Here is a 21,428-nt window from a genome sequence, read left to right as displayed (position 1 = left end):
ATTAACGCGATTAGCTGCCATCTCACTGTCACATTCCGTCCTAACAGCTTGATTTCAAGCGGCGAAATATTAAGTCAATGAAAATCATCGCTTTTTTTCGTTGGTGAAAAAATCGTCAGTTTGAACGCAGGCCCCATTCTGCCTGCGTTTGCGGGGGTTAAAGGGGCGTTGTCCACTGAGTTATCCACAGCTTCTGTGGATTGTCCCAAGCGCTTGCTCTAGTACGCACCTTTGCGCAGTTGTACTAAGCTTTTTTCCTTCCTCCCAAGATCATCAATCAGAATCTGACGCCAACGCAGCTTCTGCGCATAATGCCGCCAGCGTAATCGTGAGTTGGGGAATTTTATGGCTTTGGACCTCACCAGCCTGTTGCTGGGATTGGGGGCGGCGGCGTTGCCGTTGCTGGGGTTGGCGTGGCAACTGCAGCGCAGGGTAGCGCAACGCGAGGCAGAGGCTGCGCTGCTAGACGAGCGCTTGAGCAATGCGCAGATGGCCCAGGATGGGCTCAACGCCCAGCTGGACGCCTGCCGTGACGAGATCAGCGACCTGGGCCAGGCCAATGCGGTGAAGCAGGCCGATCTTGCGGCGCTGCGCCGGGAGGCCGAATTGCTGCGCCAGCAGCACGAACACGCGCGCCAGGCCCAGGAAGACTGGGGGCAGGAGCGCAGCCACAAGGAAGCGGAACTGCGGCGGCTGGACGCCCAATGCGCCTCTCTGGGTGCCGAGTTGCGCGAGCAGCAGGAAAGTCACCAACAGCGCCTCAATGACCTGCAGGGCTCTCGCGACGAGTTGCGCGCCCAGTTCGCGGAGCTTGCGGGAAAAATCTTTGACGAGCGCGAGCAGCGCTTCGCCGAAACCAGCCAGCAGCAATTGGGTCAGTTGCTCAATCCGTTGAAAGAACGCATCCAGTCTTTCGAAAAGCGCGTCGAGGAAAGCTATCAGCAGGAAGCCCGTGAACGCTTCTCGCTGGGCAAGGAGCTTGAGCGTCTGCAACAGCTCAACCAGCGCTTGAGCGATGAGGCGACCAACCTCACCCGCGCGCTGAAAGGCCAGAAGACACAAGGCAACTGGGGCGAGCTGATCCTTGAGCGTGTGCTCGAGCATGCAGGGCTGGAAAAAGGCCGCGAGTATCAAACTCAGGTCAGCCTCAAGGGGCCGGACGGCGAGCGTTTCCAGCCTGATGTGCTGATCATGCTGCCCGGCGACAAACAGGTGGTGGTGGACGCCAAGGTCAGCCTGACTGCCTACCAGCAGTACGTTTCGAGCGATGACACGCTGATCGCCCAGAATGCGCTCAAGCAGCATGTGCAGTCGTTGCGCAGCCATGTCAAAGGCTTGTCCGGGAAGGATTACAAACGCCTGGAAGGGCTGCACAGCCTGGATTTCGTGTTGTTGTTCGTGCCTATCGAGGCGGCGTTTTCGGCGGCGTTGCAGGCTGAGCCGACGCTGTTTCAGGAGGCCTTCGACCGCAACATCGTGATCGTCAGCCCGACTACCCTGCTGGCGACCCTGCGGGTGATCGACAGCCTGTGGAAGCAGGAGCGCCAGAGCCAGAACGCCCGGGAGATTGCCGAGCGGGCAGGGTGGCTGTACGACAAGTTCGTGCTGTTCATCCAGGACCTCGATGAGGTGGGCAACCGATTGCAGCAACTGGACAAGGCCTATGGCGCGGCGCGCAACAAGCTGGTCGAAGGGCGTGGCAATCTGGTGAGCCGCAGCGAACAGCTCAAGTTGCTGGGTGCGCGAGCGAGCAAGAACCTGCCCGCGGATCTGCTGGAGCGGGCGCTGACGGATGAGGAAGGGCTGGTTCAGTTGCCTGAGTGAACCCCCACCCCTGTAGCAGCACGGCTTGCCGGCGGGAGCGGTATGTCAGTCACTGATGAGGTGCCTGACACGACGCTCCCGCCGGCAAGCCGTGCTGCTACGGCTCACGGGTTTGTATACATTTCTGTAATGCACCTTGATCAGGCATTCATGCACTGTCAGTGAGCATTTGCCCTGTTATTCGCCGTGTTCTGATCCTCTTAAGTCCTTATCCGAGGCCGGTTTGCGGCTGATGAAATAACGATGGCACGCATTCTGCCTATTGGTTCGTATACAACCCATACCTGCTCCCGTACGCAGTGTGGTCAGCCAGTACGCTTCGGGAGCCGGTTTCGTCCGATCAGGGAGAAATGCGATGACCGAGCCATTGCCCAAGGGATACAGCCCGCGCCTCTATAACCGGGATCTGGGGCCGCTGCCGCAGAAGTGGAGCTGGTACAACATCTTTGCCTTCTGGATGAGCGACGTGCACAGCGTCGGCGGCTATGTGTTCGCCGCCAGCCTGTTCGCCCTGGGACTGGCGAGCTGGCAGGTGTTGATCGCCTTGCTGGTGGGCATCTGCATCATCCAGGTGATCGCCAACCTGCTGGCAAAACCGAGCCAGCAGGCCGCCGTTCCGTATCCGGTGATCTGCCGTCTGGCGTTCGGTGTGTTCGGAGCAAACATCCCTGCCGTCATTCGTGGGCTGATTGCTGTCGCCTGGTACGGGGTGCAGACCTACCTTGCCTCCAGTGCGTTGATTATCGTGGTACTGCGATTCTTCCCACAGATGTCGGTGTATGCCGAGCCGCATTTCGCGGGCTTATCCTACCTTGGCTGGTTCGGTTTCCTCGCATTGTGGCTGGTACAGGCGGCGGTGTTCTGGACCGGCATGGACTCGATCCGCCGTTTCATCGATTGGGCAGGGCCGGTTGTGTATGCGGTGATGTTCCTGCTGGCAGGCTGGATTGTCTGGAAAGCCGGTTGGGCCAATATCAGCTTCACCCTGTCGGAAAAGTCGCTGACAGGCTGGGAAGCGGTGTCCCAGGTCATCATGGCGACGGCTCTCGTGGTGTCGTATTTTTCCGGCCCTACGCTCAATTTCGGCGATTTCAGCCGTTATTGCCGCAGCATGTCCGAAGTGCGTCGCGGCAATTTCTGGGGGTTGCCGGTCAACTTTCTGGCCTTCTCCCTGGTCACGGTGGTCATCGTCTCGGGCACCTTGCCGGTGTTCGGCGAAATGCTGCACGACCCGATCGCCACCGTGGCCCGCATCGACAATGACGTCGCGGTGCTGCTGGGGGCATTCGCCTTCGTCACGGCCACCATTGGTATCAACATCGTCGCCAACTTCGTTTCCCCTGCCTTCGACTTCGCCAACGTGGCGCCGAGCAAGATCAGTTGGCGGGTGGGCGGAATGATCGCCGCCGTGGCCTCGATCTTCATCACGCCGTGGAACCTGTTCAACAACCCGGCCGTGATCCATTACACCCTCGATGTGCTGGCGGCTTTCATCGGCCCGCTGTTCGGGATTCTGCTGGTGGATTACTACCTCATCAAAAAGCAGCAGATCGACGTCGATGCGCTGTTCAACGACGGCCCCACCGGACGCTACTGGTACAGCGGCGGGATCAATTACACCGCCGTCAAGGCGCTGGTGCTGGCAACCCTGGCCGGAATCGCGATCACCTTCGTTCCGGCGTTGCAGTCCATGGCCAATTTTGCCTGGTTTACCGGGTGTTTCCTGGGTGGTGCGTTGTTCTATCTGTTTGCCCGTCGCAGCCAGGCCCATGAAGGCAGCGTGCTGACGCCTGCGGTTTCGGGATAAACAAAGCGTTACAAATGCACCGCCGTTGGTCGGGTAAAACCACGGTTAACGGCGGTTTGAAATGTCTGTTCATAAAGAAGGAGAAATTTTCTGCCGCGACACTCGGTAGCAGGCGTAAAGTGCGACTTAGCACTATGATCTGCCTTAAGCGGACCAGAAGTTGGCTGCCGGCATTTCCCTGAAGGGGGCGTTATATGAACAGCAAACTGCAAGAATGGCTTCACGATGTGGGCGTTGCATTGGGTCTGATCGAGCGGCCGAAGCTGCAACCCATTCCCGTGCGAACCGATGATGACGAGCGTCGTCGCCCTCGCCGCTAACGCTGGACGGCTTTCGCCCTGAACCGGATGAAAGTCCAGTCGTAAAAATAGCGGTGCTATCGCCCGATAGCCCGCTTTGTCGTTTACCGCCTCGATGCCCGACCGGCAACGAGACATCCGCGCAACCACGTCCCGGACAGTAATCGAACGCATCTGCGTTCAATGTTGCTTGCGTCCTTTCATCTGCACCAGAATCAGGTCGACCAGGCCTTGCAAGGTCAGTTGCTGATAGGGCGATGGGCCCGGCAGGTGGGAAATCTGACTTTTGATCTTGCCCGGCACCACGATGCCGAATTCCGATTGCAGGTGGCTGAAGAACTCGCTGAAGTCTTCTTCGTCCAGTTCAAGATCGGTGAGCAGGGCATCATCCTGGATCGGATCCTTGTCTACCAGAATGATCCCGAGTGTATCGAAAACGTGCTGCTGGATTTCATGACGGTCCATGACAAGCCTCGGCTGTGACGTGTTCGAAAATCACCCCGACGGCATGAAACCAGAGGATTGTCGTAAGACAGCCGGCTGCAACTCACTCCCTGAAATACATCGCCATTGCGGCCTCTTGGCGCGGTGCTGTCCTGATTAAGGCTAGCCCAACTTTGTCCTGGGCGATTGCTTCCCCGCTGGCGATTATTTGTAACCGGACACAAAAAAGAGCGCCCGAAGGCGCCCTTGATCTGTTGCGACAGCGTTACAGCCGGATCAGGCGGCGCTGGTGGCGACCGCGCGCTGTGGCGACACCAGGCTGACCACCACGAAGCTGACGAGGCCAACGGCCAGGCTGTAGTAGATCGGCGTGTTGGCGTCCAGGCCGTCCTTGAACATGAACACCAGGGCAGTGATGAAACCCACTGCCATGCTGCTGATGGCGCCAGCGGTGGTCGCGCGTTTCCAGTAGATCGCACCGATCAGCGGAATCAGCATGCCGCCGACCAACAGGTTGTACGCCAGGGTCAGGGCGCTGATCACGTCGTTGACCACCAGGGCGATGGCCAGCACCACGATGCCGGTCAGGGCAGTGAACAGGCGGTTGATGCCCAGGCTCGACTGCTTGCCGCCGCGCAGCTTGGGCAGCAGGTCTTCGGTCAGGGTGGTGGAGGCGGCCAGCAGACCGGCGCTGGCGGTGGACATCATGGCGGCCAGGGCGGCGGCGATGACCAGCCCACGAATGCCGTCTGGCAGCGACGCTTTGACGATTGCGGCGAAGGCGGTGTTGGGGTTCGCCAGGTCAGGCAGCAACACGTGAGCGGCCATGCCGATCAGCGCACAGGCCAGGCCATAGATGATGCAGTAGATGCCGGCGACGGAGCCTGCCACCTGGGCAACTTTCTCGGTGCGGGCGGTGAAGACGCGCTGCCAGATGTCCTGACCGATCAGGATGCCGAAGAAGTAGATCAGGAAGTAGGTGATGATGGTGTCCCAGCCGATGGTGGTCCAGCTGAAGCTCGTCGCTGGCAGCTTGGCGACCAGTTCGTCCCAGCCACCGACGCGGTACAGGCAGATCGGCAACAGGATGAACATCAGGCCGACAGTCTTGATGATGAACTGCACGATGTCGGTCAGGGTCAGCGACCACATGCCGCCGATGGCCGAATACACCACCACGACACCACCGCCCAGCAGCACCGACACCCAGAACGGCAGGTCGAACAGTACTTGCATGACGGTGCCAATGGCCAGGATCGAGGTCACGCCGATCATCAGCGCATAGGCGAGCATGATCACTGCGCTGGCCTGGCGGGCCATCGGGTTGTAACGGCGTTCGAGGATCTGGGTGACGGTGAAGATGCGCAGCTTGAGCAGCGGTTTGGCGAGGAACAGGTTCAGGGCAATGATGCCCAGGCCCAGCGCGGCGCAGAGCCAGAAGCCCGAGATGCCGTGCACATAGCCCAGGCGCACGGTGCCTACGGTCGAGGCGCCGCCCAGTACGGTGGCAGCCATGGTGCCCATGTACAGGCTCGGGCCCAGGTTGCGGCCGGCGACCAGGTAGTCTTCGTGGGTCTTGGCCTTGCGCATGCCGTACCAGCCCAGCACCAGCATGCCGGCTGCGTAGATCAGCACGACGAAAATATCTAAAGCCATGGAGTGTCTCCAATCATTGTTTTTATAGTGAGTCGCGAATCATCCGGCTGAAATCACGCAGGCGGTCAGCGGTGATGGCTGTTTCTTGTGTTGTGTGCAGATCTGTAGGAGCGCGCTTGCCCGCGACGGCCATCTACCTGTGACATCTCTGGTAGCTGACACATCGCGATCGCGGGCAAGCGCGCTCCTACAGGGTCGGGGGTTGCCAGCGAGCCCCGGTTGATCCCGGAGCGGGCGGCGGGTTTCTGTGTTTAGCGGTGGGTAACCCCCGGCAGTACGCAGAGCATCTCGTACAGAAGGTTGGCGCCCAGCAGCGAGGTGTTGCCGGTGGTGTCGTAAGGCGGGGAGACTTCCACCAGGTCGCAGCCGATCAGGTCCAGGCCCTGGCAGCCACGGATGATTTCGATCGCCTGAATGGTGGTCAGGCCGCCGATTTCCGGGGTGCCGGTGCCAGGTGCCCATGCCGGGTCAATGCCGTCGATGTCGAAGCTCAGGTACACCGGGCCGCCACCAACTTTCTCGCGCACTTCAGCCATCAGCGGCGCCAGCGACTGGTGCCAGCACTCTTCGGCCTGGACCACACGGAAGCCCTGCTTGCGGCTCCAGTTGAAGTCTTCGGCGGTGTAGCCCTGGGCGCGCAGGCCGATCTGCACCACGCGGTCGCAGTCCAGCAGGCCTTCTTCGACGGCGCGGCGGAAGGTGGTGCCGTGGGCGATTTTCTCGCCGAACATGTGATCGTTGACGTCAGCGTGGGCGTCGATGTGGATCAGCCCGACCTTGCCGTGCTTCTTCTTGATCGCCCGCAGGATCGGCAGGGTGATGGTGTGATCGCCCCCCAGGGTCAGTGGGATGATGCCGTGCTCGAGAAAGCCGTCGTAGGCCTCTTCGATGATGCGCACGGCGTCCAGCAGGTTGAAGGTGTTGATGGCGACGTCGCCGATGTCGGCAACCGACAGCGAGTCGAAGGGCGCGGCGCCCGTGGCCATGTTGTAAGGACGGATCATCACCGACTCGGCGCGGATTTCACGTGGGCCGAAACGGGTGCCAGCCCGCAGCGAAGTGCCGATGTCCAGTGGCACGCCAATGAAGGCGGCATCAAGGCCCGCGGCCGATTGCAGGTGTGGCAGACGCATCATGGTTGCGATGCCGGCGAAGCGCGGCATTTCGTTGCCGCCCAGTGGTTGGTGGAAAATCTTGTCCACGGGATTGCCTCATCGGTTGATTATTAATATGAGTAGACCTGTGGCGATTCTGCGAACCGGGCGGCCTGCAAAGAATCGCTGGGGCAAAATACTTAGTTCAGAGATTTCTGAACTATCGTGAAAATCAGGTTAAGCTTTCGCCGATCCCGTTTTCCGGATGCACCATGGCCAACGCACTGCCCGATCTGAAACTGCTGAGAATCTTCGTCTGTGTGGTCCGCCACCAGGGGTTTGCCAGCGCCCAGCAGGAGCTGAACCTCTCGACCTCGGCGATCAGCACCTACATGAGCCAGCTGGAGGCGGCGCTCGGCATCGTGCTGTGCCACCGTGGCCGTGGCGGTTTCAGCCTGACCAGCAAAGGCGAGCTGTTTCATCAGGAAACCCTGCGCTTGCTCGGCGAGCTGGAAGGCTTCGAATTATACGCAGCAGCGCTCAAAGGCGAACTGCGCGGCACCCTGAACCTGGGTGTGCTCGACTCGACGGTCAGCGACCGGGCGCTGCCGTTCGCCGAAGTGATTGGCGCCTACAGCGAAGAGCACCCGGCGGTGCATCTGCATCTGTCGGTCATGAGCCCTTACGAATTGCAGTTGGGCGTGCTGGACAACCGCCTGGACCTGGCCATCGGCTCGTTCTCCACGCGCATGAACGGCCTGCTCTACCAGCCGCTGTACCGCGAACAGCACTGGCTGTATTGCAGCAGCCGGCACCCACTGTTCGCCGAGCGGCGCATTCCGGAACCGGTGATTACCCAGCAGCGCATGGTCGGCCGCGGCTACTGGAGTCAGGCGGAACTGGCGCGCCATGGCTTCAAGCACAGCGCGGCAACGGTGGAAAGTATGGAGGCGCAGCTGATTCTGGTGCTGTCCGGTGCCTACATCGGCTACCTGCCAGAGCACTACGCGCAGTCCTGGGTGGACTCCGGGCACCTGAGGGTGCTGTTGCCGGCCACCTTCGGCTATCAGGCGCCGTTTTCGATGATCCTGCGCCGGGGTCGCAGTCGCGAGCCGCTGATTCAGACCTTCCGCGACCTGCTCAAAGCCCAGTTGAACCCGCTCTAGGAGGGCGCTCGCCATGTCCCGTGCCCGCTGCGAACGCTGCCATCGCCCGGAAAACCATTGCCTGTGCGGCCTGATTCCGCAACTGGACAGCCGCACCCGCGTGCTGATTCTGCAGCACCCCAGTGAAGTCAATCATGCGCTGAACACTGCTCGCCTTGCCGCGCTGGGGCTGACCAACGCACAGCTGGTGGTAGGCGAGGTGTTCGAGGATCTGGCCGATCTGCTTGAGGTGCCTGGCTATCAGCCAAGGCTGTTGTTTCCGGGTGAAGAGGCCCAGTCGCTGGTCAGCCAGGGCGCTGATGAGCGTCCGATTCTGCTGGTGGTGCCTGACGGAACATGGCGCAAGGCGCGCAAGCTGCTGCACCTTAACCCGCTGCTGGCGGCGTTGCCCCGGGTGAAGCTGGATAACGCCCCAGGCTCGCGCTATCGGCTGCGCAAGGCGCCGGGGCCGGATGCGTTATCCACCCTTGAGGCCATCGTCCATGCGCTGCACACCCTTGAACCGCAGCACTCATTCGACGCACTGTTGCGTCCCTTCGATGCCCTGATCGATGGGCAGATCAAGGCCATGGGCGAGGAAACATTTCGCCGCAATCATTCCTGAAGGTCAGCCGTTGTGGGAGGAGGGGGTGTGCGCTGCGAACTTGCCCGCCTGCATGCGGCGAATGTACGCCTCGGTTTCCCGCTCGGCGTCTTCCTTGGTGAAGAAGGGGCCTTCGAGGGTGTTTTCCCGGGTGCTGAAGAAATACATGCCATTGACGCGGGAGACGCGGTCACTGCGAAAGTGCACGGCGGTCTCGGGATCTTTCTCACGCTTGCTCAACATAGCCTGCTCCGGACGGGGGAGTCGGGTGGGACGATTCAGGACGGCTAAACCTGGTTGGGGCCAGCGCGGTCGGCTTTCCACAGCGTGAGACGGAAAGACGGGCTGGCTGATTGATACTGTACCGCAAAAGAGCGCGCCAGACAGGGGGATTTCGCAGCTGCGCGCGGCCATACAAAACCCGTAGCAGCACGGCTTGCCGGCGGGAGCGTCGTGTCAGGCAACGCAAGGTCAACTGATCCACCGCTCCCGCCGGCAAGCCGTGCTGCTACGGGGAAATAGTTGCGTTAGCCTGTCAGCGCTTGCCCAGATCCTGCGCCTGGTGAATCCACTGCTGACGCTGCTCTTCGGTCGAACCACGCACCGGCGAGAACTCCGTCAGGCGGCTCACTTTGATCCCGCAAAACTCCAGGATGGTGTGGGTCATCTGCCGATGCGCCGGTGCCTTGAATACCCAGCGGAAATACCGCGAAGGCGTGTCCATGGTCACCAGCAGCTCGGCGGTACGGCCCTTGAGCAGTTCGTTGGAGGGATGATGCCGACCGTGGGCCTTGAAGGCGAAACCGGGCATGAACACCCGGTCGAAGAAGCCACCGAGCAGGCTCGGCAGCCCGCCCCACCAGACCGGGTACACGAACACCAGATGCTGCGCCCAGTGGATTTCCCGCTGGGCCTGCAACAGGTCGTGTTCCAGGGTTTGGCTTGATTCATAACCGCCGCGCAGCACCGGGTCGAAGTCCAGTTCTTCAAGCTTGAGCACACGCACCACATGGCCCTGGCTGCGCGCGCCCTGGGCGTACGCATCGCCCAGTGCGTGGCAGAAGCTGATGGTCTTGGGCGAGCCGATGACCATCAGGATGCGTTTGCCATACCCTTCCAGTGGGGTGGCGCCGCTGATCGGCTCAGCCATTGCTGCCGGCCTCGAGCATTTTTTCCGGCCGTACCCAGGCGTCGAACTCGGCATCGGTCAAAAAGCCCAGTTGCAACGCCGCTTCGCGCAAGGTCAGGCCTTCGCTGTAGGCCTTCTTGGCGATCTGCGCGGATTTGTCGTAGCCAATATGCGGGTTCAGCGCGGTCACCAGCATCAGGCCGCGTTCCAGGTGCTCGGCCATCTTGCCGGCATCCGGTTCCATGCCCGCGATACAGTGCTCGTTGAAGTTGCGGCAGCCATCGCCCAGCAAGCGGATCGATTGCAACAGGTTATGAATGATCACCGGCTTGAACACGTTCAGTTGCAGATGACCCTGGCTTGCCGCGAAGGAGATGGTGGTGTCGTTGCCCATGACCTGGCACGCCAGCATCGACAACGCCTCGCACTGGGTCGGGTTGACCTTGCCCGGCATGATCGAACTGCCCGGCTCGTTGGCGGGCAGCTTGACCTCGGCCAGGCCTGCGCGGGGGCCGGAGCCCAGCAGGCGCAGGTCGTTGGCGATCTTCATCAGGGTCACGGCCAGCGTCTTCAGCCCGCCAGACAGCGCCGTCAACGGCTCATGCCCGGCCAGTGCGGCGAATTTGTTGTGGGCCGTGACGAAGGGCAGGCCAGACAGCGCGGCCAGTTCCGCAGCCACAGCTTCCGCGAAACCGTGGGGCGAATTGAGGCCGGTGCCGACCGCGGTGCCGCCCTGGGCCAGCTCACACACCGCAGGCAGGGCTGCGCGGATGCTCTTCTCGGCGTAATCGAGCTGGGCAACGTAGGCCGAGAGTTCCTGGCCGAAAGTTATAGGCGTGGCATCCATCATGTGGGTGCGCCCGGTTTTCACCAGCTTCATGTGACGCGAAGACTGCTCGGCAATGCCGGCGGACAGCTCGGCGATGGCCGGCAGCAGGTGCTCCTTGACCGCCTGGGCCGCGGCGATGTGCATGGCCGTGGGGAAGCAGTCGTTGGAGCTTTGCGAGCGGTTGACGTGATCGTTGGGGTGCACCGGCGTCTTGCCGCCGCGGCCCTTGCCGGACAGCTCGTTGGCGCGGCCTGCAATCACTTCGTTGACGTTCATGTTGCTCTGGGTGCCGCTGCCGGTCTGCCACACCACCAGCGGGAACTGGTCGTCGAGCTTGCCGCTGAGCACTTCATCGGCGGACTGTTCGATCAGGCGGGCGATCTCCGCTGGCAAATCGCCGTTACGGTCGTTGACCCGCGCCGCGGCCTTCTTGATCAGCGCCAGGGCATGCAGCACCGGCAGCGGCATGTGTTCCTGGCCGATGGCGAAGTTGATGAGCGAACGCTGGGTCTGCGCTCCCCAGTAAGCGTCTTCGGGGACTTCGATCGGACCAATGCTATCGGTTTCGGTACGGCTCACTGGACTCACTCCTTAAACGTCGTTTAGCGCAGTTTAGTACCCAGAGAACCGATCCGGTTCCCGGGAACCGCTGCCAGGGATGAACATGTCCCCACAGTGTGCGACAAAATGTACGAGCCGGTCGTGCGAAACATTCAAGACAGCCCGTCAAACAGCCTCCCTTGTAACCGCTCGTAGGGTCGGGGGTTGAGCGCGAGGTGAAAAGGAGCGCAGAATGTTCGGCCTTGGGGTTCAGCCTCGCTTGCTAGATAAGGAAACTCGATGACCCGTCTTCGCGCCATCTGTGCTGCGGTCGCTCTGGTATGCGCCAGCGGCCAGGCTCTCGCCGCCACCCCCAGCCATGAGGCCAGTGCCGTAGCCTTCCTCAAACTGGCTCACGCCGATCAATTGGGCGCACCGATCTACATGCAGGCGCAGCAGATGTTTGCCCAGCGTTTTGCCGAAACCAAAGCCCCGGATTCCAAGAAAGCCGTTCTGGAAAAGTACCAGGCCCAGGCCAACGCCGCGCTGGACAAGGCCATCGGCTGGGACAAGCTGCAGCCTGACATGGTCAAGCTGTACACCGACAACTTCAGCGAGCAGGAGCTCAAGGACCTGGTCGCGTTCTACCAGTCGCCGCTGGGCAAGAAAGTCCAGTCCAAGATGCCGCAGATCAGCCAGCAATCGTTCCAGATGACTCAGGAAAAACTGCAACCTGCAGTGCCTGTGGTCACCAAGCTGCTGGCCGACATGACCGACGAGCTGGCCCCGGCCGCCAAGAAAGGCGCGGCGCCTGCCCCGGCCAAGAAGCCATAAGCGAAGCCTGACATGAGCATGCAACAGCGTATCGAATCCGCGTTGGCGGTCTTTCAGCCCGAGTACCTGCAGGTGCTCAATGAAAGCCACATGCACAGTCGCGGCACGGATACTCACTACAAGGCCGTGGTGGTCAGCGAGCAATTCGCCGGCCTCAACGCCGTCAAGCGCCACCAGAAGGTCTATGGCCTGCTCGGTGGCCTGATGGGTGAGTTCCATGCCCTGGCGCTGCACACCTATACCCCGGACGAGTGGGCGAAACTGGGCGCAGCGCCTGCTTCGCCGACCTGCGCCGGGGGGCATGACTGAATTCCCGCCCGGGAATGATGTTGCCCTGATCGCGAGCAAGCTCACTCCTACAGGATCGCGTAACCCCTGTAGGAGCGCGCTTGCCCGCGACGCGATCTGCCTGCGCCATCGTTGTTGACTGACACCCCGCCATCGCGGGCAAGCGCGCTCCTACAGGCCGATGCCGTAGCGAATTCGACACCGGCCCGCCTGCACCCCGCCGATTTTTGCTAGAATCCGCGCCGCGTTGCCTGGTCGGCACGCTTTTACCTGAAATTTTCATCCGGTAGGCCCTTTGCGAGGGTCACCACCTGGAGACGCAACATGACCCAAACCGCACCCATCGTTGTCGCGGCGCTGTACAAATTCGTCACCCTTTCGGACTACGTCGAGCTGCGCGAGCCGCTGCTTGAGGCCATGGTCGAAAACGGCATCAAGGGCACGCTGCTGATCGCCGAAGAGGGCATCAACGGTACCGTTTCAGGCACTCGCGAGGGCATCGACGGCCTGCTGGCGTGGCTGCGCAACGACCCGCGCATGATCGACATCGATCACAAGGAATCGTACTGCGACGAGCAGCCGTTCTACCGCACCAAGGTCAAGCTCAAGAAAGAGATCGTCACCCTGGGCGTGCCGGGCGTGGACCCGAACAAAAAGGTCGGCACCTACGTCGAGCCTCAGGACTGGAACGCCCTGATCACTGACCCCGAAGTGCTGCTGATCGACACCCGCAACGACTACGAAGTGTCCATCGGCACCTTCGAAGGCGCCATCGACCCGAAGACCACGACCTTCCGCGAGTTCCCTGACTACATCAAGGCCAACTTCGACCCGTCGAAACACAAGAAAGTGGCGATGTTCTGCACCGGCGGGATTCGCTGCGAAAAAGCCTCGAGCTACATGCTCGGCGAGGGTTTCGAGGAGGTGTATCACCTCAAGGGCGGCATTCTCAAATACCTCGAAGAAGTCCCCCAGGAAGAAAGCCAGTGGCGTGGCGACTGCTTCGTGTTCGACAATCGCGTGACCGTGCGCCACGACCTCACCGAAGGCGACTACGATCAATGTCATGCATGCCGCACGCCGATCAGCGTTGAAGACCGCGCCAGCGAGCACTACTCGCCGGGTGTCAGCTGCCCGCATTGCTGGGAGACGCTGAGCGAGAAGACCCGCCGCAGCGCCATCGATCGCCAGAAGCAGATCGAACTGGCCAGGGAGCGCAACCAGCCGCATCCGATCGGGCGCAACTACCGTCTGCTCGATGGCCAGAAGAACGAGCAGGCTGACACCGACACGCACACCCACGAGGCCTGAACCATGAACGCCCGCCTGCTTTATGTAATGGACCCGATGTGTTCCTGGTGCTGGGGATTCGCCCCGGTGGCGGATGCACTGGTCGAGCAGGCGAGGGCGGCGGGCGTCGAGCTGCACCTGGTGGTGGGCGGTTTGCGCACCGGCAGTGGCGCGGCGCTCGAGCCTTCCACCAAACGCTACATTCTCGAACACTGGCACGCGGTGCAGGACACCACAGGCCAGGCGTTCAAGTTCGAAGATGCTTTGCCGGACGGTTTCGTCTACGACACCGAGCCTGCCTGCCGTGCCATCGTGGCCGCGCGCAGCCTGGCGCCGGACATCGCCTGGAAGCTGGTCCGGGAAATCCAGCAGGCGTTCTACCTGCATGGCCGCGACGTGACCCAGGCCCAGGTGCTGGCCGAACTGGCCGAGCGCGCAGGCTTGCCGCGCATCGAGTTCGCCGAGGCGTTCGACAGCCCCGAGCAGCACGCGGCCACTGCTTCGGACTTCTCCTGGGTCCAGGACCTGGGCATCGCCGGCTTTCCGACCTTGCTTGCCGAGCGCAACGGCCAACTGGCCCTGCTGACCAACGGCTATCAGCCTCTGGAAGAACTCGCGCCGTTGCTCAGCCGCTGGCTGGAGCGCGCGGCCTGTGCGTGATTCCGTCGACATCGAAACCCCGGGCAAACGCGCTGCCGACGACCACCTTGCCCATGTCGATCGCCTGGACTGGACGCAAATCCGCCGTCTGGCCCTGACCCACAAGAAAGCCCTGTGGATCGCCAATGGCGTCGCGTTCCTCGCGGTGCTGTGTTCGGTGCCGATCCCGTTGCTGCTGCCGTTGCTGGTCGACGAAGTGCTGCTGGGCAAGGGCGATGCGGCATTGCTGTTCATGAACCACTTTCTGCCCGAAAGCCTGCACAAGCCGGTGGGCTACATCGCCCTGATGCTGATGGCCACCTTGTGCCTGCGCCTGGGCGCCTTGCTCTTCAACGTGATTCAGGCGCGGCTGTTCGCCGGGCTGTCCAAGGACATCGTCTATCGCATCCGTGTCCGGCTCATCGAACGGCTCAAGCGCATCTCGCTGGGTGAATACGAAAGCCTGGGCAGCGGCACGGTGACCGCCCACCTGGTCACCGACCTGGACACGCTGGACAAGTTTGTCGGCGAGACCCTGAGCAAATTCCTGGTCGCCATGCTTACGCTGACCGGCACCGCCGCGATCCTGGTGTGGATGCACTGGCAACTGGCGCTGCTGATCCTGCTGTTCAACCCGCTGGTGATCTACGCCACGGTCAAGCTGGGCAAGCGAGTCAAACACCTGAAGAAGCTGGAAAACGACAGCACTTCGCGTTTTACCCAGGCGCTGACCGAAACCCTGGACGCCATTCAGGAAATCCGCGCGGGCAATCGTCAGGGTTACTTTCTGGGGCTGCTCGGCGGGCGTGCCAAAGAGGTGCGCGACTACGCCGTGGCTTCGCAGTGGAAGAGTGACGCGTCGGGCCGTGCCAGCGGGCTGCTGTTCCAGTTCGGCATCGATATCTTCCGCGCGGCGGCGATGCTCACGGTGCTGTTCTCCGACCTGTCCATCGGCCACATGCTCGCAGTGTTCAGCTACCTGTGGTTCATGATCGGCCCGGTGGAGCAGCTGTTGAACCTGCAATACGCCTTCTATGCGGCCGGCGGCGCGCTGACCCGTATCAATGAGCTGCTGGCCCGCGCCGACGAGCCGCAATATGAAGGCCGTCTCAACCCGTTTCTGGGCCGCGAAACCGTCGGCATCGATGTACGCGGCCTGTGCTTCGGCTACAACGAAGAGCCGGTGCTCGATCACCTTGACCTGTCGATCACGCCGGGCGAGAAAGTCGCCATCGTCGGCGCCAGCGGCGGCGGCAAGAGCACCCTCGTGCAACTGCTGCTCGGGCTGTACAGCCCCAAGGCGGGCAGCATCCGCTTCGGCGGCGCGACCCTCGAAGAGATCGGCCTGGAAACGGTTCGTGAAAATGTCGCGGTGGTGCTGCAACACCCGGCATTGTTCAACGATACGGTGCGCGCCAACCTGTCGATGGGCCGCGAGCGCAGTGACGAGGCCTGCTGGCAGGCACTGGAAATCGCGCAACTGGACGCCACCATCCGCGCCTTGCCGCAAGGGCTGGACAGTGTGGTGGGGCGTTCTGGCGTGCGCCTGTCAGGAGGCCAGCGCCAGCGGCTGGCAATCGCGCGCATGGTCCTGGCCGATCCTCGGGTGGTGATTCTCGACGAGGCCACCTCGGCGCTGGACGCCGCCACCGAGTACAACCTGCACCAGGCCCTGAACCGGTTTCTCACGGGCCGGACCACACTCATCATCGCCCACCGTCTGTCGGCGGTGAAGCAGGCTGACCGGGTGCTGGTGTTCGACGGCGGCAGCATTGCCGAGGATGGCGATCACCAGCAACTGATTGCTGACGGTGGCCTGTACGCGCGCCTCTACGGGCATCTGCAACAACTCTGATACAGCTTGTCGGTTTTTTTCGCGACAACCCCTAAATGGCGTTTCGCCAGTGGAACACGTCAATTCTTGGGCTATGCTTGAGCCGTGAAATACCGGATTCTGTGAAAAGCGTCATATTTACGTCTCGACTTTCCCGTATTAACACTCAAGGTCGTGTACAAGGTGTGAGAAGCAACCCGCTGCATCGTGGAAATTAGCCGAGTCCCTATAGGCCAGGAAGGTCGCCTGCGCTTGGGGAGCGAGTACTGGCAGTGCTGATGAAAGGGACACCATGAAGCAAAAGCGGATTCTCGAGAAGCCTCGTCTTCTCGGCATCGTCTGGCCGTTTATCGCGGTGGTGCTGTTACAGGCACTGCTGGGTTGCATCAGCCTTTATATGATGTCGGCCGTGCGCAGTTACGTAGGCGGGGAAAGCCTCTGGTCCAAAGGCCAGAAAGACGCTATTTATTATCTGAATCTGTACGCCAACAGCCGCGACGAGATCGACTACCTGAAGTACCAGCAGGCGATTGCCATCCCTCAGGGTGGCCATGACCTGCGCATCGCCATGGATCAGCAGGTCCCGGACATTCCACGCGCCACTGCGGGCATCCTGCAGGGTGGTAACCATCCCGACGATGCGCGGGGCATCATCTGGCTCTACCTCAATTTCCGTCATTTCAGCTACCTGGAAAAGGCCATCGACCTGTGGAAGATCGGTGACAACTACCTGGTGCAGCTCGACGAAGTCGCCCGGGACATGCACAAGCGGATCCTCGACGGCAGCGCCACCAATGGCGACGTGCTGGGCTGGCGGCAGCGAATCAACGCCATCAACGAAGGGGTGACGCCGGCGGCCATGGCGTTCAGCGATGCATTGGGCGAAGGCTCGCGCGTCATTCTGCGGATTCTGTTGGTGGTCAACCTGACCACCGCCGTGCTGCTGATCATCCTGGCGCTGCTGCGTACCCATAAATTACTGGAGCAGCGTCACGCCTTCGCTACCGCCCTGCAAATGGAGAAGGAGCGGGCGCAGATCACCCTGGAATCCATCGGGGACGGCGTGATCACCACCGATGTCGACGGCTCGATTGCCTACATGAACCCGGCCGCCGAGCAGATGACCCACTGGAAGAACGAGCAGGCGTCCGGCCTGCCGCTGGCGGCGCTGTTCAATCTGCTGGACGAGAACGACCAGCGCGACAGCTCGACCCTGATCGAACATGTGCTGAGCGGCAAGCTGGGTGGCGGCAGCGAGAATTCCAAGCTGATCCAGCGCCTGGACGGCAGTACGGTGTCGGTGGCCCTGGTGGGATCGCCGATCCGCACCGAAGGCAAGGTCAGTGGCGCGGTGCTGGTGTTGCACGATATGACCCAGGAGCGCCAGTACATCGCCAACCTGTCATGGCAGGCGACCCATGATGCGCTGACAGGTCTGGCCAACCGCCGGGAATTCGAGTATCGGCTGGAGCTGGCGCTCAACGGCCTTGGCCATCAGCCAGGACGCCATGCGGTGATGTTCCTGGATCTGGACCAGTTCAAGCTGGTCAACGACACCAGTGGGCATGCCGCAGGCGATGAGCTGCTGCGGCACATCTGCGCCCTGTTGCAGCAGGGTATTCGCGAGGGCGACACCCTGGCGCGGCTGGGGGGCGACGAGTTCGGCATCCTGCTGGAGCACTGCTCGCCCGAGGCTGCGGAGAAGATCGCCGAAGGCTTGCGCCAGACCGTCGAAACCCTGCATTTCGTCTGGAAGGGAAGGCCGTTCGTGACCACCGTCAGTATCGGCCTGGTGCACGTTTCCACATCGCCCACCACCCTGGAGGCCTCGCTGCGGGCCGCCGACATGGCCTGCTACATGGCCAAGGAGAAGGGCCGCAACCGGGTGCAGGTCTATCACGACAACGACTCGGAACTGTCCACCCGCTTCGGCGAAATGGCCTGGATCCAGCGCCTGCACATGGCCCTGGAAGACAACCGCTTCTGCCTGTACTCCCAGGAAATCGCCTCGCTGGGCCGCGATCCGGAGAAACACCATGGGCATGTGGAAATCCTGCTGCGCCTGCGCGACGAGTCCGGCCGGCTGATCCTGCCCGACAGTTTCATCCCCGCCGCCGAGCGCTACGGGATGATGACGACCCTGGACCGCTGGGTGGTGCAGAACGTCTTCAAGATCATTGCCGACTGCCTGAACGACAACCACGCACCAGGGCCGCTGGCGGTCTGTGCGATCAATCTGTCGGGCAGCAGCATCGGCGACGATGCTTTTCTCGAATATTTGCGACAGCAGTTCCAAATCTACGCAATACCTCCTGAACTTATCTGTTTCGAGATCACCGAAACCAGTGCGATCGCCAATTTGGGCAGCGCCATTCGTTTCATCAACGAACTCAAAAGTCTGGGATGCCGCTTTTCACTGGATGACTTCTGTGCAGGCATGTCGTCATTCGCTTACTTGAAACACTTGCCTGTGGATTTCCTCAAGATTGACGGCAGTTTCGTCAAAGACATGCTCGACGACCCGGTCAACCGGGCAATGGTGGAAGTGATCAACCATATCGGGCACGTCATGGGCAAACAGACGATCGCCGAGTTCGTCGAAAGCCCCCAGATAGAGCAGGCGTTATTGGAAATCGGTGTGGACTACGCTCAGGGGTACGTTATCGAGCGACCGCAATTATTCACCTGTGAATGTCTGCACGCACGGCCCGCGAGGCAGACCCCAATGCTGTTCAGCGCACCTGGGACTTTTCGCTGAACGGCCCCATGGCAACACAACTTAAGGAGCTACACAGTGATCGATATGTTCATAAGAACCGGTCCGCTGATGGATGCCAGCAGTTACCCCGCTTGGGCACAGCAATTGATCAAGGATTGCAGTGAGGCCAAAGCACGCGTGGTAGGGCATGAACTGTATCAACGTATGCGTGATGGGCGACTCAGTTCCAAAACCATGCGCCAGTATCTGATTGGCGGATGGCCTGTGGTCGAACAGTTTGCAGTCTATATGGCGCATAACCTGACCAAGACCCGTTTCGCCCGTCATCCGGGTGAAGACATGGCGCGTCGCTGGCTGATGCGCAACATTCGGGTAGAACTCAATCATGCCGATTACTGGGTAAACTGGAGCGCGGCCCATGGGGTCACGCTGGAAGACCTGCAGGCGCAGCGGGTACCGTCAGAGTTGCACGCACTGAATCACTGGTGCTGGCACAGTTGTTCGTCGGAGCCTCTGGTCGTCGCCATCGCAGCCACCAACTACGCCATTGAAGGGGCGACCGGCGAATGGTCGGCAGTCGTGTGCTCGCAAGAGACATACGCGGACATGTTCCCGCCGGATATCCGCAAGCGCGCCATGAAGTGGCTCAAGATGCATGCGCAGTACGATGACTCGCACCCCTGGGAAGCCCTGGAAATCATCTGCACGCTGGCGGGCAACAACCCCAGCGAGCAGCTGCAGGCTGACCTGCGAATGGCGGTGTGCAAGAGTTACGAGTACATGTATCTGTTTCTGGAACGCTGCATGGTTCTGGAGCGGCCTCAGGAAGCCAACGCACCGCTGCGCGAGCATCGGTTCGCGGCTCGCGCCTGAGTTCGCTCAGCCGGCCATTTCCAGACGGTTGCGGCCCTGGCGCTTGGCGGCGTACAGGGCCGAATCGGCACGACGCAACAGGCTGTCGGGGGATTCCCCCGGCAGCAGCGTCGAGCAACCGAGGCTGACGGTCAGTTCCACCGCCCGTCCGTTGACCGGATAGGTGAGCTGCAGTGCCGCATTGCGCAGGCGCTCGCCGACGAGTGCGGCCGAGTCCCGTGCCGTGTTGGTCAGCACGATCAGAAATTCCTCACCGCCAAACCTGAACACCTGGTCGATGTTGCGCAAACGATCCTTGATCGAATCGGCCACCATCCGCAGTACTTCATCGCCCGTGGCATGGCCGTGGGTGTCATTGATGCTTTTGAAATGATCGATGTCGAGCATCAGCACCGATAGCGGCTGCTGCTGGCGTCGGGCAATTTCGATTTCCCGGGTCAGGGACTGTTCCATCGCGATGCGATTGCCCGCGCCGGTCAGGGGATCGCGCAGTGCGCTGAGGTTCGCCTGACGGTAAAGCAGGGCGTTGCGAAGCGGGTACAGCAGGCTGACCAGCAGGGATTCGAGCTGTGAAAGCTCTTCTTCGCTGAAGCGTCGGTCACGCTGGAACTCCAGTTCGCCGACTTGCACGCCTTCGTGGGTCATCGAGTAGCTGGCGTGGTGGCGCGAGCGCTCGCCCAGTTCCAGTTTCAGGTCGGTGCCGGCGTGCTGGTAGTGCAGGGCTCTGAGCGGGATCAGGTGTTGTACGTAGTTGAAGAACATCCCCAGGATCTTTTCGGCTTCCAGGCTGGTCTGCAGGTGCAGGCCGAGTCTGCGCTGCAGTTGCTCGAAGTCCATGGGTTGTTGCGCGCAGCTGTCAGCCTTGGCGAAGCCAAAGCGCTGCAGTCGTGCGGTGTCGAATTCAAAGGCATTGGCCCGTGTCGGAAAACTCATGTTTTCGCTCCTTCGCCTCTCATCGGGCTTGTGTAGGACAAAGCGAAAGATGTGCCAACTTGGTCATTTGAATGGATGGTCATAAGAATCAAGCAGTTAGCGCACGCAGGTGAGTGATCGGTGGCGGGTGGTGCCTTGGAATTGACTAACGTACCGTTTTGCAGGCCAAGGGGCTACAAAGAAGCGACGGAAAACCGCCGAGGGGACGGGAGGCTTGGTTCTGTGCACGGCCTGGTTGATCGTTGGTTGATCGTTCCCACGCTCCGCGTGGTGACGGCTGTCTTGACGCTCCGCGTCTTTGGGTGACGCCGTTGTTGTGTGTATATCCGTTTTCGCGGTGGTTGGGGGTTAGGGTTTCGCCCCTTACGGGCGACCTACTTTCCTTACGGGGAAAGTAGGCAAAGCCATTGCGACAGGCTGGGGTCCTTCGGACTTCCCTCGACTCCGGCGCCGTTCCGGGGGCACGCCATGATGGGCCGTCCCTGGCCCGCACGGCTTTCGCGGCTTCCTGCCGCTCATCCCCCTCCACGACACCTGCGCTCGGCCTGGCGCCTTGACGTCGCGCTCTGCGGCGCCTGTGCCATCGCGCACGAAGATCAAAAGCTCACCACCGAACCGTAGCAGCACGGCTTGCCGGCGGGGGCGAT

Annotated in this window: 19 protein-coding genes; 12 read left to right on the top strand and 7 right to left on the bottom strand. The window is 61.3% G+C overall.

Translation table 11 applies throughout. The features are described 5' to 3' along the window. Window positions 1-459: 459 nt before the first annotated feature. The 3 genes from rmuC to ACIPO9_RS19170 all read left to right on the top strand — a co-directional run bounded on the left by rmuC (window position 460) and on the right by ACIPO9_RS19170 (window position 3,951). On the top strand, window positions 460-1,824 hold the full coding sequence (gene rmuC / locus ACIPO9_RS19180; protein WP_400783022.1) for a DNA recombination protein RmuC: 1,365 nt from the start codon (window positions 460-462) through the stop codon (window positions 1,822-1,824). Between the two features lie 355 nt (window positions 1,825-2,179). Further along, window positions 2,180-3,631: an NCS1 family nucleobase:cation symporter-1 gene (locus ACIPO9_RS19175; protein WP_400782814.1), complete on the top strand. Its 1,452-nt coding sequence runs from the start codon at window positions 2,180-2,182 to the stop codon at window positions 3,629-3,631. Window positions 3,632-3,825: 194 nt separating this feature from the next. Next, window positions 3,826-3,951, top strand: coding sequence for a PA1414 family protein (locus tag ACIPO9_RS19170; protein ID WP_256601618.1), 126 nt, complete (start codon window positions 3,826-3,828; stop codon window positions 3,949-3,951). Between the two features lie 159 nt (window positions 3,952-4,110). On the opposite strand, the gene ACIPO9_RS19165 is transcribed toward ACIPO9_RS19170, so the two are convergent. The 3 genes from ACIPO9_RS19165 to speB all read right to left on the bottom strand — a co-directional run bounded on the left by ACIPO9_RS19165 (window position 4,111) and on the right by speB (window position 7,232). After that, window positions 4,111-4,395, bottom strand: coding sequence for a hypothetical protein (locus ACIPO9_RS19165; RefSeq protein ID WP_400604192.1), 285 nt, complete (start codon window positions 4,393-4,395; stop codon window positions 4,111-4,113). 255 nt (window positions 4,396-4,650) lie between these two features. Continuing rightward, window positions 4,651-6,030 carry a sodium:solute symporter gene (locus ACIPO9_RS19160; protein WP_400782812.1) on the bottom strand — a complete coding sequence of 460 codons (1,380 nt, stop codon included), beginning with the start codon at window positions 6,028-6,030 and terminating at the stop codon, window positions 4,651-4,653. 251 nt (window positions 6,031-6,281) lie between these two features. Further along, window positions 6,282-7,232 (bottom strand): agmatinase, encoded by a 951-nt coding sequence (speB, locus tag ACIPO9_RS19155; protein WP_274135393.1) that lies wholly within the window; start codon window positions 7,230-7,232, stop codon window positions 6,282-6,284. Between the two features lie 164 nt (window positions 7,233-7,396). Between speB and ACIPO9_RS19150 the strand changes: the two genes are divergently transcribed. Together ACIPO9_RS19150 and ACIPO9_RS19145 are read left to right on the top strand one after the other, a co-directional pair. Continuing rightward, window positions 7,397-8,290 (top strand): LysR family transcriptional regulator, encoded by an 894-nt coding sequence (locus ACIPO9_RS19150; protein ID WP_274135395.1) that lies wholly within the window; start codon window positions 7,397-7,399, stop codon window positions 8,288-8,290. A gap of 13 nt (window positions 8,291-8,303) precedes the next feature. After that, window positions 8,304-8,894 (top strand): tRNA-uridine aminocarboxypropyltransferase, encoded by a 591-nt coding sequence (locus ACIPO9_RS19145; RefSeq protein WP_400782809.1) that lies wholly within the window; start codon window positions 8,304-8,306, stop codon window positions 8,892-8,894. Window positions 8,895-8,897: 3 nt separating this feature from the next. Here ACIPO9_RS19145 and ACIPO9_RS19140 read toward each other — a convergent pair whose 3' ends face one another. From ACIPO9_RS19140 to ACIPO9_RS19130, 3 genes are all read right to left on the bottom strand, one after another. After that, window positions 8,898-9,116, bottom strand: coding sequence for a DUF6316 family protein (locus tag ACIPO9_RS19140; RefSeq protein ID WP_274135398.1), 219 nt, complete (start codon window positions 9,114-9,116; stop codon window positions 8,898-8,900). A gap of 292 nt (window positions 9,117-9,408) precedes the next feature. Further along, a complete protein-coding gene (locus ACIPO9_RS19135) occupies window positions 9,409-10,023 on the bottom strand; it encodes an NAD(P)H-dependent oxidoreductase (RefSeq protein ID WP_274135400.1) in 615 nt (204 codons plus the stop codon). After that, window positions 10,016-11,410, bottom strand: a complete 1,395-nt coding sequence (locus tag ACIPO9_RS19130) for a class II fumarate hydratase (RefSeq protein WP_400604186.1) — start codon at window positions 11,408-11,410, stop codon at window positions 10,016-10,018. The genes ACIPO9_RS19135 and ACIPO9_RS19130 overlap by 8 nt, the downstream gene beginning before the upstream one ends. A gap of 261 nt (window positions 11,411-11,671) precedes the next feature. Between ACIPO9_RS19130 and ACIPO9_RS19125 the strand changes: the two genes are divergently transcribed. From ACIPO9_RS19125 to ACIPO9_RS19095, 7 genes are all read left to right on the top strand, one after another. Beyond that, a complete protein-coding gene (locus ACIPO9_RS19125; protein WP_274135404.1) occupies window positions 11,672-12,205 on the top strand; it encodes a DUF2059 domain-containing protein in 534 nt (177 codons plus the stop codon). A gap of 12 nt (window positions 12,206-12,217) precedes the next feature. After that, the gene (locus ACIPO9_RS19120; RefSeq protein WP_274135406.1) at window positions 12,218-12,514 is read left to right on the top strand and encodes a BolA family transcriptional regulator; all 297 of its coding nucleotides are present in this window, start codon (window positions 12,218-12,220) and stop codon (window positions 12,512-12,514) included. A 303-nt stretch (window positions 12,515-12,817) separates the two neighbouring features. Continuing rightward, a complete protein-coding gene (locus ACIPO9_RS19115; RefSeq protein ID WP_274135407.1) occupies window positions 12,818-13,804 on the top strand; it encodes a rhodanese-related sulfurtransferase in 987 nt (328 codons plus the stop codon). A gap of 36 nt (window positions 13,805-13,840) precedes the next feature. Next, the gene (locus ACIPO9_RS19110) at window positions 13,841-14,443 is read left to right on the top strand and encodes a DsbA family protein (protein ID WP_400783021.1); all 603 of its coding nucleotides are present in this window, start codon (window positions 13,841-13,843) and stop codon (window positions 14,441-14,443) included. Between the two features lie 10 nt (window positions 14,444-14,453). Beyond that, complete coding sequence (locus ACIPO9_RS19105; protein ID WP_400783019.1) at window positions 14,454-16,277, top strand: ABC transporter ATP-binding protein; 1,824 nt, start codon at window positions 14,454-14,456, stop codon at window positions 16,275-16,277. Window positions 16,278-16,548: 271 nt separating this feature from the next. Beyond that, window positions 16,549-19,014: an EAL domain-containing protein gene (locus ACIPO9_RS19100; RefSeq protein ID WP_400782807.1), complete on the top strand. Its 2,466-nt coding sequence runs from the start codon at window positions 16,549-16,551 to the stop codon at window positions 19,012-19,014. Window positions 19,015-19,050: 36 nt separating this feature from the next. Further along, window positions 19,051-19,848 (top strand): TenA family transcriptional regulator, encoded by a 798-nt coding sequence (locus ACIPO9_RS19095; RefSeq protein WP_400782805.1) that lies wholly within the window; start codon window positions 19,051-19,053, stop codon window positions 19,846-19,848. A 6-nt stretch (window positions 19,849-19,854) separates the two neighbouring features. Here ACIPO9_RS19095 and ACIPO9_RS19090 read toward each other — a convergent pair whose 3' ends face one another. Beyond that, window positions 19,855-20,781 carry a GGDEF domain-containing protein gene (locus ACIPO9_RS19090; RefSeq protein WP_400782803.1) on the bottom strand — a complete coding sequence of 309 codons (927 nt, stop codon included), beginning with the start codon at window positions 20,779-20,781 and terminating at the stop codon, window positions 19,855-19,857. Between the last annotated feature and the right edge of the window lie 647 nt (window positions 20,782-21,428).

This window comes from Pseudomonas sp. NPDC090203 (assembly GCF_044746765.1).
In the GTDB taxonomy this organism is placed as follows: domain Bacteria; phylum Pseudomonadota; class Gammaproteobacteria; order Pseudomonadales; family Pseudomonadaceae; genus Aquipseudomonas; species Aquipseudomonas putida_AD.
The sequence above is the reverse complement of the archived record's forward strand: the minus strand, read 5'-3'. Positions and strand labels throughout refer to the sequence as shown.